General features: G+C 51.5%; 9 protein-coding genes, 2 rRNA genes and 1 pseudogene (1 of these 12 cut by a window edge). 5 read left to right on the top strand and 7 right to left on the bottom strand.

From position 1 onward, the window contains the following. The first annotated feature begins 82 nt into the window (after nt 1–82). A complete protein-coding gene (locus L21SP2_RS01710) occupies nt 83–688 on the top strand; it encodes an AAA family ATPase (protein WP_053335544.1) in 606 nt (201 codons plus the stop codon). Between the two features lie 893 nt (nt 689–1,581). Here the strand turns inward: L21SP2_RS01710 and L21SP2_RS01695 are convergent. Together L21SP2_RS01695 and L21SP2_RS01690 are read right to left on the bottom strand one after the other, a co-directional pair. Continuing rightward, a complete protein-coding gene (locus L21SP2_RS01695) occupies nt 1,582–2,619 on the bottom strand; it encodes a TraB/GumN family protein (RefSeq protein ID WP_144082894.1) in 1,038 nt (345 codons plus the stop codon). 90 nt (nt 2,620–2,709) lie between these two features. Next, complete coding sequence (locus tag L21SP2_RS01690; protein WP_024266723.1) at nt 2,710–3,606, bottom strand: hypothetical protein; 897 nt, start codon at nt 3,604–3,606, stop codon at nt 2,710–2,712. Nucleotides 3,607–4,000: 394 nt separating this feature from the next. Between L21SP2_RS01690 and L21SP2_RS01685 the strand changes: the two genes are divergently transcribed. The 4 genes and pseudogenes from L21SP2_RS01685 to tnpC (L21SP2_RS18995) all read left to right on the top strand — a co-directional run bounded on the left by L21SP2_RS01685 (nt 4,001) and on the right by tnpC (L21SP2_RS18995) (nt 7,213). Further along, on the top strand, nt 4,001–5,107 hold the full coding sequence (locus L21SP2_RS01685) for an IS110 family RNA-guided transposase (protein WP_024266721.1): 1,107 nt from the start codon (nt 4,001–4,003) through the stop codon (nt 5,105–5,107). Nucleotides 5,108–5,454: 347 nt separating this feature from the next. After that, nucleotides 5,455–5,586: pseudogene (locus L21SP2_RS19155) on the top strand (transposase family protein); the annotation flags it as partial. Nucleotides 5,587–5,636: 50 nt separating this feature from the next. Further along, nucleotides 5,637–6,389, top strand: coding sequence for an IS66 family transposase (locus L21SP2_RS19000; protein WP_024266719.1), 753 nt, complete (start codon nt 5,637–5,639; stop codon nt 6,387–6,389). Then, nucleotides 6,380–7,213: an IS66 family transposase gene (gene tnpC / locus L21SP2_RS18995; protein ID WP_341871929.1), complete on the top strand. Its 834-nt coding sequence runs from the start codon at nt 6,380–6,382 to the stop codon at nt 7,211–7,213. The genes L21SP2_RS19000 and tnpC (L21SP2_RS18995) overlap by 10 nt, the downstream gene beginning before the upstream one ends. 262 nt (nt 7,214–7,475) lie before the next feature. Here the strand turns inward: tnpC (L21SP2_RS18995) and tnpC (L21SP2_RS01670) are convergent, their stop codons facing one another. From tnpC (L21SP2_RS01670) to L21SP2_RS01650, 5 genes are all read right to left on the bottom strand, one after another. Beyond that, nucleotides 7,476–9,200, bottom strand: coding sequence for an IS66 family transposase (gene tnpC, locus L21SP2_RS01670; RefSeq protein ID WP_024266717.1), 1,725 nt, complete (start codon nt 9,198–9,200; stop codon nt 7,476–7,478). A 39-nt stretch (nt 9,201–9,239) separates the two neighbouring features. Beyond that, nucleotides 9,240–9,575 carry an IS66 family insertion sequence element accessory protein TnpB gene (gene tnpB, locus L21SP2_RS01665; RefSeq protein WP_024266716.1) on the bottom strand — a complete coding sequence of 112 codons (336 nt, stop codon included), beginning with the start codon at nt 9,573–9,575 and terminating at the stop codon, nt 9,240–9,242. 2 nt (nt 9,576–9,577) lie between these two features. Next, nucleotides 9,578–9,928 carry an IS66 family insertion sequence element accessory protein TnpA gene (tnpA, locus tag L21SP2_RS01660; RefSeq protein WP_144082893.1) on the bottom strand — a complete coding sequence of 117 codons (351 nt, stop codon included), beginning with the start codon at nt 9,926–9,928 and terminating at the stop codon, nt 9,578–9,580. 116 nt (nt 9,929–10,044) lie between these two features. Continuing rightward, nucleotides 10,045–10,159 (bottom strand): 5S ribosomal RNA (gene rrf, locus L21SP2_RS01655). Nucleotides 10,160–10,330: 171 nt separating this feature from the next. Next, nucleotides 10,331–12,392: ribosomal RNA gene (locus tag L21SP2_RS01650) — 23S ribosomal RNA — on the bottom strand; it runs 913 nt beyond the window's last position.

Here is a 12,392-nt window from a genome sequence, read left to right as displayed (position 1 = left end):
TCCTCGAACTACTCTCTGCCGGCGGTAGCGGTTTACGCAACCGCCGGCGTATGAGTGAAAACCGTATGGAAGCTGCTGCAGTATGACCGTAATCTACCTGGCGGGATTCCGCCAACACGCCGGAAAGACACTCACGAGTCTCGGAATCATCTCGGAACTTAAGCGATATCTCCCCGAAGACCAAATCGGCTACATCAAACCGGTCGGTCAACAGCTCGTAGAGATGCGCGACGGTACGAAAATTGATAAGGATGCCACGATAATCGAGCAGTTCGCGCTGCCGGGAATCGATATGGCCTCGGTCTCGCCGGTGCGACTGGCCCAAGGTGTTACCAAAAGCTACCTAACTAATCCCGACCACCAAACCGTCACGCACGCTTTTGAGAGCGAGATTCTATCGGCCGTGGATAGACTCCGCGACAAACTTGTCATAGTAGCCGAGGGCACCGGGCATCTCGGCGTGGGAGGTATTGTCGGTCTATCCAACTCTCGCGTAAGCCGTCTCCTTGACGCGCAAATCGTCTACGTCGCCGGTGGCGGCATCGGGAAGACCCTCGATATGCTCGAAGTAGATTTTACCTACCTCCGTTGTACCGGGGCTCGAATCGGTGGAGTCATCTTCAATAAGCTCCTTCCGGACAAGATTGAACAGATGAGAGCTTTAATAACCGAAGAGTACCTGATGTAGGTTCCCACAATAAAACCAAATAAATGAAGAAAAGTGCCGAAGTTAAAAGGAATCACTAGTGGAGGAAAGGGGTAAGAGAAAGAGGGCTTCTTCTTGGCGTGAGTCGCCCCTCTTTCTCCCCCGAACAAAAGTTTCTTTATCTTCGGCTGTACTCAAGAAAATTACAAGAGGAATTTTTCCCAAAGTCTCTTTTCTTCATTTCTGCGCACTTCCCAATGTCCATGTTGCCAGCAACATGGCAATTTTTCATACCATGGAATCTATGAAAAGTATCTTTATACACAGAAGATCAGAATTCAACGCGTGCAGTGTCGGAAATGCATGGTAACACATGCGCTCATTCCTGAGTTTTCTGTTCCCGGCAGTAGTTGCGGTACTGATCAATTCGATAGTTATTACCGGGCACGTTTACAGGGTGCAGGTCGCCGTACAGCAGGAAAGTCATTTTATGGGCATGGCCTGGGTGATGAATATTCGAGGCAGTTTGAATCCAACCAATCGGTACACCTGCAGAGAATGCGAGCTCTGATTCTTGAGGCGGGGATTGAACCCAATGAGTGTTTTTCCCATTCCGGGCTGCCCCGGGTGTCCATTTGCGTTTTGAACCGTGTGAGTATAGCGCTGGGATACAACGCAGTGGTTTGTTCCCGCATTAATATTCTCTCATATCAGAAGAAAAGGGAGGGCATGGGAATTTCACATAATATGCCCCCTACCGATGAGATCAATCACATACTAAACTCCTCTTAACGGGAAGCCCAAATCTCCGAAGCCCTCGATCGGGGGGACCATCAGCGGGGCAGGCAGCTTTCCGCCCGGCTGGCAAAGGAAAAGCAGATGCTCGACGAGCTGTATGTCCGTTGGGAAGAGATCGGTTCCTGATAGGTGCGGGATCAGTCGTTCAGATCATTGAAATCCGCAATACGGAAACGCTGTTCTTCGATCTGCCATCCGGCTTCCAGCAGTAAAGGAATGAATTCTGAAGGCGGGCTGATAAGGTGGCCGTATCCCACCGCCAGAACGAGAGTCTGCGGTCTTTGGTTTTCTTCAAGAGCTGAGTCTATGACCGAAACCCAGCGTTCCTCCCGGGGATGCCATATCCATTTTGCCCGGTTCGCATCCAGAGTATCCCGGACGCTCTGATCGAGCTCTCCCCATGCCCTTGAAGCATTTTCAAAATCATATTCTGACGGATGGATTATATTTCCGGATATCCAACTGTCCACAAGAAACTGAAGCTCCTCGAGTTGGCTATCCTCAATTTCATCACGGGTCATTGGAAAGGTAAGTCGTGAGATCAGATAGTCCATTTGAGCTTCATCGTCAGTCAGTGAATCCTTCATTTCCCATATTTCGACGGGATCGTCCAGGCGATGGTCGAACAGACTTCGCTCGGCGGCCATAGCTTTATATATCCCGTCGATACTGTAATCCGTCGGGTTTCCCCAGGCTCGAAGAATAATGTCCCGATATAAAAAATCATTGGCGTGATATGGCCTGGCTGCGTAGATACTGGCTTGACGGCCAACATGATCGAGAAGTGGATAGCTGTCGAGCATATCCTGAAACGCGACCTGGCTTTCGGTATCCCAGGAGCCGACGATGTCACTCACACTCTGCCGGTTTGTTCCGCTACCGGTTATCAGCTCTCGGATTCGCTCGTATTCCACATCAGTAATATATATCTCTCCGGCTTCTGAGAAAAACATGCTCGCTTCATCGAAGAAATTCTCAACATCAATTCCCCGGGAGATGATCCCCTGATACATCTCATAGGTCATCGCGTGAAAGGTTCCGAGGATGTGCATCCGGTCATCATCCCGAACCAGGGATATTGATGGCGGATTTATTTCCTCCACGCTACCGCATGATACGAGAAGTAATCCCGTTGCGATGATTGTGAATACAATCGTTATGGTGATTTTTATCATGATAACCTCTTTGGTGTTTTCAATTGAAAATTCTCATAACTTAAAACCTTATGTCAATGCGGCTTTGCACTGTTCTATTTGAGGTGCATATCAGTAATAAATCACAAAAGGATGGCTGATATGCCCCTGGGCCTTCCGGCTCATGGGCTTGAAATCATCGCTGCTTCGCAGGTTCGGTTTGAGCCGCAGGCTGTAATGCTCAAGCAGCCCGTTGAGGCCGTCAAGGGTGGGCTTGCGGTACTCGCCGGTGGGCAGAAAGCTCAATGCGTATTGATCCCGTCGTCGGCGGGTTATCAATGCCCCAGAAGGGAGATCGATTTTCTGCCGGCGGCCATGGATCAGCTCCAGTACGAGACCCGAAGGACCCCGGTTCAGGATCCAGCTCATTCCGGGAAAAAGCAGGAGAGCCTCCCCGTTTTCGTCAAATGTCAGATCCAATGGACGGAACCGAAAAGCCCGGCTGCTGCCGTCGGAGTTGCCGCTTCTCAGATCAATAATCTCATCAGCTTTGATATCATTCCATATCTCCAGCATCTGGGGAATGTAGCGTTCGATTTCATACCCTTCCCGGATCCATGGATGCTGAACATAACAGTCCATCACCAGTTCGGCCATGTCCTCGATCAATACGTAGTCATTGACAATCCGGCCGGCTATCTGGCATTCGGCATCAGCTAGCTTAAGGGTCTGGCGCAGTCCCCGGCTCACCGCGGATTCGAGGGCAAAGGCGCTTTCGACCTGATACTCGATGTTCCGCTGTTTGCCCTGCCGAGAACTGATGAGCCTCGATTGAATACCGCCGGAAAAGGGGAGCTTCCCCGAAGAGTCGCTGAGCTGGCTGATGTTTCCGCCGATAAACAGGGCCTGAAACGCCCCCTCCCTCATTTCCGCCCGGCCCTGCATGTTCGCCGTAACCTCCCGCTCGGGCCGGGGGGATTCGACCCGTTGGTCCGGGGTCTGGAGGTTTGCGAAAACCGATGCACTCATCCGCGAAATGATAGGTTGTTATGTTTTCGTGTCAAGCGTTGGTTAGGCGCATTTTGCGGTCGGTGGTGTTAGACTGCTCCTGATCACAAGCAATCCGGAAGCGCAGAGATCAGGACGGTCGATGGCCTGTAACTTTTCTGTGGCGTCCCGTTGCGGCGGGTTGCGACCACGTTGATAGGTTTGGCTGGTCGGTGCCTCCGGAACCTGCTCGCCATGCATCCCCGGCAGGCCACCGACCGCATCCGTACCAACAGAATAGCACGCCCGGCGGGCGATGCTGCCCTGGTCGGTTTCTTCGGAACCTGCTCGGGTATGCAACCTCAATAGTGGAATGGAACGCATAACCGACATCGGTACTCTGCTCTCTTGCTTTCAGGATAACGAGGAGGAGACGATGATTACACGGTTTCATGGTATCGATCGGCACAAGAAGTACTCGACGGTTTCTGTGCTTGATCGCGACGGGCGCGAGACGCGGTTTCTGCGGTCATGTCAGATGGAAGCGTATCTCGATGAATTAGGTCCAGAGGACGCGGTCGTGATGGAGGCGTCGTGCGGAAGCTTCTACTGGGCCGACCGCGTCGAGGCTACCGGCGCTACCTGCTACATCCTCGATCCGATGCGCTTTCGCATCATCACCGATTCTTGGAACAAGACCGATCGCCAGGATGCGCGCAATATGGCCAAGGCGCTGTGGGTCTTTCTGGTCACCGGTGAGTTCGGCATCCCGACGGTGTACAAGCCAAGCGAAACGATCCGTACGCTGCGTAGGCTGTTCGCCAGCTACAACCTCCTTAATCGCCAGATTCGCATGCTGAAGAACACCATCCAGGCGGTGCTCACCGAGGATGGTGTGACCGTGAGTTCGAACGACCGATCGCGATTGTTCAAGGGGAAAGAGTCCGTCGCCGAGATCCTCGCTGATCGACGCCTCTCAGAGGTGATCGTTGACGCGCTGCAGATCCAGGTTGATCTGCTCCGAACTATCACTGAATCGAAAGAGCAGCTCGGCCGGAGAATCGTGGAGGCGAGTGCTCCACTGGATGAGCAGATCCGGCTTCTGATTACCATTCCCGGCATCACGCCGCTGACCGCCTCCGCCTTTCTTGCCGACGTGGGAGATGTTCACCGGTTCCCGAGCCTGCGACGCATGAACGCCTATCTCGGTTTGGTACCGCGGTGTCACGACTCCGGCGGCAAGAGTCGTCCCGGTCATATCACCCGGGAGTCACGCAAACTGAGCCGGACGATTCTCACGCAGTCGATCTACCAGACGATCAAAGGAACACCCGGGTGGGAGCGCTACTACGAGGACCTTAAAGCAAGGCGCGGCAGTGGGCGAGCGCGGATCGCGATGATCCGGCGGCTATGCGGCGTGATGCGCCGGATGTTACTCCAGGGAGAACGATTTCACTGGTTAAAGGAGGAACTATATCGGCGAAAACTCGTCGAGTATCAAAAAACACTGGAGGAACACAAGAAAGAGCGAGATGCTGCTTGACACGAAAACATAGTGGAAAATTAATCGAGGGGTGCAAGGCCGGAACCGGGAAAATTGGGAAATTTCGGCTAAAAATCGGCAAAAATCAACCTCCCTCATCATGACAGTGCACTTATTAAGGCTCTAACATATAAACACGGGTGAAACAGCAGAATTTTAACAAAGGTAGTGTAAATTGGACATGAAAATGGCAAAGGTTGGCAAAAGCCTGAAGGTGAGAAAGAAAAAATCAGTTCAGAGAAGCCGGATCAAAGCCAGGCGGTGGCCGTCCCTGTTTTACAAGATGCCGTAAAAAAGCACTCTATTGGGATCGCAATGGATTTTGCCTCTGGCAAAAGCGTCTTGAGAAACACAAGTTCCCCTGGCCACAGAATGATGAGGCTGCCCGCGCCATCAGCTATAAAGAACTGAAAATGCTTCTTGAAGGGATCGATTTCTGGCATGCACACCAACCATTGTCATATTCATCGGTTAAATAATTTCTGGTTAAGAATTTACTCTCTTTGAAAGCCATGCTAGAATTCAGGTCATGGATATTGCAACGCTTCCGACAGATGTTCAGCAATACATTCGATCTCTTGAAACAGATAACCGTCATTGGGAAGCGAAGTATTCAGCCCTGGAAGAGGAGCACAAGCTGCTTCTGTTGCAAAAATTCGGACGCACCAGTGAGAAGGAATCCGACTCTACTCAGCCGCTGCCTTTCGATGAGACAGACAGCAGCGCAGCAGAAGATCCCTTTGATGAAGATGAACAGGCACAGTCAACAGTTCGCTCTCATACCCGTAAGAAATCCGGCCGCAAGGCAATTGATGATTCACTTCACCGGGAAGAAGTTATCATAGATATCAGCGAAGAAGAAAAGTCCTGTGCCTGCGGAAGTCGGATGGTAAAAATCGGTGAAGAGGTCTCTGAAAAACTTCACGTGATTCCCCCCAAGATGTGGGTTGAGCGAATTATTCGGCCCAAATATGCCTGCCATGTGTGTGAAGGATCCGGCGATGAAGATAAGCCAGCCATCCGAATTGCACCGGTACAGCCGGCAATTATCGATAAAAGCATTGTCACCCCCGCACTTCTTGCTTTTTTAATCGTAAACAAGTTTGTGGATCATCTGCCCTACTACCGGCAGGAAAGCCGGTTTGAGCGTATCGGCATCCATATTTCCCGGCAAAACATGAGTCATTGGCAGAATTCTGCATATAAACGAATCAAGCCGCTTATAAGGCTGCACAAAAAACACATAAAGACCGGCCAGGTCATGCATATGGCCTGGTTGTAATCCTTAGGATTACTGCCCGGCCAGGCATCCGGGATGAAACCACTGTTCAGGTAATGAAGGAAGAAGGCAGAGATAATACTTCCAAGTCATATATGTGGCTTGCCCGGGGTGGTCCTCCGGATAAACCTGCCTATCTGTATCAGTACCGGCAGACCAGAGCCTCCAAACATATTCATGAGTTTCTCGATGGCTTTGAAGGATATCTTCAGACCGATGGATACTCAGGCTATTCAAGTGCCCTGAAAGACCACCCGGATATCATTCATGTCAGCTGCTTTGCCCATGCAAGACGGAAATTCCTGGAAGCAGCCAAGGCAGCAAAGAAGGCAGGAAGTGCGAACCAGGCGGTCAGCTTCATTGCGAAGCTTTATAAAATTGAACATGATCTGCGGGGGAAAGAACTGACAGACGAAGAGTTTCTGTTACAGAGAAAAGCAGCCGTAGAGCCTGTTCTTACGAAATTCTTAAGCTGGCTGCAAAAGCGAAAAGAACAGGTTGTTCCTTCAGTGCTGCTGGGAAAAGCCATCTCATACACGCTGAATGAATGGCCGAAACTGATCCGCTACATTGAATCACCGCAGCTCACACCAGACAATAACATCAGTGAACGGGCGATCCGGCCGTTTGTACTGGGTCGGAAAAACTGGCTGTTTAGCGGAAGCCCTACCGGAGCTGAAAGTTCAAGCGCCATGTACTCCCTTATTGAAACAGCGAAAGCGAATGGTCTAGACCCTCACAGCTATTTGCTCAAGCTGTTCGATAAGGCTCCTCTGGCAGAATCAGAAAACGACTGGAATTCGCTGTTGCCGTGGAATATTGTGTAGGGCTTTGACGCTTACGCTTTGCTGTGGCTATTTAAATATAAAAAAGCCTTCTCCCGGACTTCTTCGAAGTCCGCTCAATTCCGCAAAGTCCCTTCGGGACTTCGCTCGAGGTTCCTCTGGACGCATAGGCGACGACTCCACTCGGACGTTGCACGTCCTCGTTTCCTTCGGTGTTTGCTCTGCAAACACCTGGCTACGGTCGTCGCCAGGTTCCACCTTTTTTATATTTAATGTAAGCCTTCCACAAACCCATTCAACGAACTTAGTCGAATCCCCATTTGATTCCGATCTCAGATGCATACTCCCTCAGATTGGGGGCGGGAATCAGGTTTTGCCAGGGCATAGCGTGTTCGCCAAAGTGCTGGTAGCAGCGAAATAGAAAGAGCAGGTAGTGCATCGGTTCCAGATGATTTGCTTTGGCCGATTCAATAAGGGTATACAAGGCGGCGGAGGTTTTTGCACCGTGACTTTCAGTATTAAACAGCCACGCTTTGCGTCCCACCACAAACGGGCGAATCGCGTTTTCCGCCCGGTTGTTGTCTATGGGGACCGACGGATTATAAAGGTAGATTTCCAGTCGATCGATGAGGTTAACCGAATATGAAACGGCTCTGCCCAATGCACTCTTGGGAGGAATCCGCTTCCCCTCTTCATACAGCCAGAGGCGAAATGAATCGAACACCGGTTTTGCCCGGTTCTGACGTATGGACAGTATCTGTTCGCTATCCAGTCCGGATGCATCTTTTTCAATAGCATACAGTTCCCGAATCATCTTCATCGCTTCCTGTGCCTGAGGATTTCGCCGATCCCCCTTGAGTACGTCATTGAATTTCCGTCTGACATGGGCAAAACAAGCAGCAAGTGTTATCGGCAGATCACTGACCGCAGCCGGGTATGTACCGTAGCCATCACACATGAGGGTCCCCGAGAAATTGCCTATCAGTTGCCGTGCCGCATTGGCACCGCGACTGCCGTCTTCATACAAGAATCGAACCAAACGGTGGCCGGCACGCTCGCCGGCTGCCACCCACATATATGAAGTCCCGTCCTTTTTTATCCCATTGTCCTTCAAGACCCGCAACCGCGTTTCATCGGCGCAGACGACCGGGTAGCGCTGGAGCTCTGAACCGATCAGATCCACCAGCGGAGCAAAGACATCCGCTGTACGGCTTGCTGCCCGTGCCATGGTCTGCTGGGATATACTGATCCCGCTTCGTTGCAGCACCCGCTCCTGGCGGTAAAACGGCAGTCCATCGCAATACTTTGATGCAACCACCTGAGCGATAACCGTATCTCCCATGATCGATTTCGGGTATACGGCGGCAGGAGCAGCTGCAGCCTCGACCCCGCAGTTTCCGCAGCTACAGGCATAGGTCTTGCGAACGATCCGCTTTACATAGAATTCGATGGGTTTCATCTCAAGCTGCTCGCTTACCTCTTTCCCAATGAGCTGCTTTTCCCGGCCGCACTCACTGCAGATCTTTTGATCCTCAGCGATATCGAGTATTGTCGTTTCCCGTTCGAGGTCATCTGGTAATCGCTCCCGCTTTCCCCGGGAGGCGGTCTTCTTCTGGTTTTGCGACGGTTTTGAGGTAGATTGAGGCACATCTTCCTCAAGAGGGTTTTCAGATTGTGGTTGTACCATAAGCATTTCAGCTTCGGTAAAGAGATGAGCGGTTTCCAGTTCGGTAGGCTTCCATTTTTCACTGGACTTACCGTATCTACGGGCAAGTTCGATGCGAAGCTTTTCCTCCAGGACCGCCATCTCTTCCCGTGCTTGAGCCATCTCTTCCCGCGTTTGGGCCAGCAGCTTCCTCGTGAGGATATGTTCTTGCTGTTCCCGGCTGAGCAGGGTGTGAACTGTCGTCAGATCGCGGTTCTGTGAAGCAAGAGCCGTTTCAAGTTGATCGGCTGCGTCAAGCACAGAGGAATCGTGGGCGCTTGCGCCGTGTGTCCTGATAATCTGTAACAGATCGCGGGCTTCCATACCGAGAGACTAGCATGGCTGCTTTTAAAGGTGCAAGAGTTAGTACCGGCGAACCGGATGAGCGCGTTCCCAGTCAAGGCCCAATAACAGCCAGCCCAACTGCTCGCCGCTGACTGCCCGGGCTTCCTGCGGTGTTTGGGGCCACCGGAACTTATCCACTTCAAGCCGTTTGTACCACAGCCCGTAGCCATTGCGATCCCAATACAGGATCTTGATAATATCCCGACGCCGACCGCAGAACACGAAGTACTGCCCGCTCATGGGATCCAGCGCCAGCTGATGGGCGACAATTCCCGACAGCCCGTTAACAGCTTTTCTCATGTCGGTTTTCCCGGGAATCAGCCATACCCGTGCAGCAGGATCAAGGTGAAACATCTTCACTCCCCCTGGCAGGCTGCCGCAATTCTCGTCAGCCGGGAAAGAGAAATCCGGCCTCGAACATGAACCCGGCTATCGCTGCCGGGCACGTCCATGTACAATCCCTCTGTGTATAGTTCGTATTCTTCCATTCTGCCCAGTGTCCGAAGGTCGCCCAGACTGGGAAGTTCGACACACTGAAGTTCTTCCGGTTCCTGAACTGCGGGACCGTTCAGCTTTCGATCCCAATAGCCAAAGGCTGAATAGGATATATCGTTTTCCTGACAGAATGACTTTCGACTGGAGGTGTCGCTTGAATAAAACTCTTCAACCAGTTCTCGCCATTGCTCGGCGCTGTGCATCGTACTCATATAATTTCTCCTTGAGCACAATATTGTAGTGATTACTCAGTTTGTCTGTATGGGATTGTGGAGGGCTTACTATTTAATCATCCACAGCTTCGCTGTGGCTATTTAAATATAAAAAAGCCTGGCGACGACCTACTCTCCCACGGCTTGAACCGCAGTACCATCGGCGCTGAAGGGCTTAACTTCCGTGTTCGGAATGGGAACGGGTGGGACACCTTCGCTATTGTCACCAGGCAATTTAATTGCTTGTGTTTTAAGTCACCGCTGCACTATCCCGGTCTTGCCGGGCCCGGCGCAGGGTCATATCAAGGCAGTTTTCACTGCCTTGGGGAAAAATGATCTGATAGTGAACAACATTGTTGTTCAACGTGCTTCGTTAATTGCACTAAATAATCACCGAAAAATATGGTCAAGCCGCACGGGCGATTAGTACTGGTCAGCTGAATGTGTTACCACACGTATACTTCCAGCCTATCAACCTGGTAGTCTCCCAGGGCCCTTTAGCTATCTTTAAGATAGAGGGATATTTCATCTTGAGGAGGGCTTCCCACTTAGATGCCTTCAGCGGTTATCCCCTCCAGACGTAGCTACCCAGCACTTACCGTTGGCACGATAACTGGTACACCAGAGGTCTGTCCACATCGGTCCTCTCGTACTAAATGCAGCTCCTCTCAAATATCCAACGCCCGTGGCAGATAGGGACCGAACTGTCTCGCGACGTTCTGAACCCAGCTCGCGTACCGCTTTAATTGGCGAACAGCCAAACCCTTGGGACCTGCTCCAGCCCCAGGATGCGATGAGCCGACATCGAGGTGCCAAACCCTTCCGTCGATGTGAACTCTTGGGAAGGATCAGCCTGTTATCCCCGGAGTACCTTTTGTCCGTTAAGTGACCGCGCTTCCACTCGCCACGGCCAGATCACTAAGACCTACTTTCGTACCTGCTCGACTTGTCTGTCTCGCAGTCAAGCTCCCTTATGCCTTTACACTTACACGCTGATTTCCAACCAGCGCAAGGGAACCTTCGCGCGCCTCCGTTACTCTTTGGGAGGCGACCGCCCCAGTCAAACTGCCCACCTGACACTGTCCTCTGACCCGCTTCAGGGCCACAGTTAGAATCCTAATCAGCCAAGGGAGGTATTTCACCAATGACTCCATACACACTAGCGTGCATATTTCACAGTCTCCCTCCTATCCTACACATGACTGACCAAGATTCAGTGCCAAGCTGCAGTAAAGGTTCACGGGGTCTTTCCGTCTAACCACGGGTAATCGGCATCTTCACCGATACTTCAATTTCACCGAGTCTCACGTTGAGACAGCGCAAAAGTCGTTACACCATTCGTGCGGGTCGGAACTTACCCGACAAGGAATTTCGCTACCTTAGGACCGTTATAGTTACGGCCGCCGTTTACCGGGGCTTCAATTCACAGCTTCGCTAATGCTAACCGCTCCTCTTAACCTTCCGGCACCGGGCAGGTGTCAGTCCCTATACGTCATCTTACGATTTCGCAGAGACCTGTGTTTTTGGTAAACAGTCGCTTTTGCCGATTCTCTGCAACCTCTCGCAAACTTTAACATCCGAAAGAGGCCATACTTATCCCGAAGTTACGTATGCATTTTGCCGAGTTCCTTAACGTGAGTTCTCTCGCGCGCCTTAGAATATTCATCTCACCCACCTGTGTCGGTTTTCGGTACGGTCTCGTAATGCCTAACCTTAGAGAGTATTTCTTGGCACCTTGACTACACCCGCTTCGCTTTGCCGTAGCTCCACTCGCTTTCGCAGCTCACCTCTTGTCACGGATTTACCTATGACAATCAACAGCTTGCATGCTTAGACCGGGACAACCATCGCCCGGCCGGGCTTCACCTCATGCGTCTTCCCATCGAAACATTACGAGGTACGGGAATATTAACCCGTTTCCCATCGGTTACGCCTTTCGGCCTCACCTTAGGAGCCGACTAACCCTAAGCAGACGACCTTTACTTAGGAAACCTCGGGTTTTCGGCGGACAGGGATCTCACCCGTCTTTTCGTTACTCATGCCTGCATTCTCACTTCTCTTAGCTCCAGCATTCCTCACAGAACACCTTCAACGCCCTCGAGAACGTTCACCTACCAATCATTACTGATTCCGTAGCTTCGGTATAATACTTAGCCCCGTTACATTGTCGGCGCACAGCGACTCGACCAGTGAGCTATTACGCACTCTTTAAAGGGATGGCTGCTTCTAAGCCAACCTCCTGGCTGTCTTCGCCGCTGCACTTCCTTTCCCACTTAGTATTATTTAGGGACCTTAGCTAACGGTCTGGGCTGTTTCCCTTTTGTCCTAGGAACTTATCTCCCTAAGACTGACTCCCGCAAAACATATACCGGCATTCAGAGTTTGTTTGGATTTGGTACCCTGTGACAGGCCCTAGTCCATCCAGTGCTTTACCTCCGGCACACTATTGCAAGGCTAGCCCTAA

Origin of the sequence: Salinispira pacifica (assembly GCF_000507245.1) — a bacterium.
GTDB classification, from domain to species: domain Bacteria; phylum Spirochaetota; class Spirochaetia; order DSM-27196; family Salinispiraceae; genus Salinispira; species Salinispira pacifica.
The sequence above is the reverse complement of the archived record's forward strand: the minus strand, read 5'-3'. Positions and strand labels throughout refer to the sequence as shown.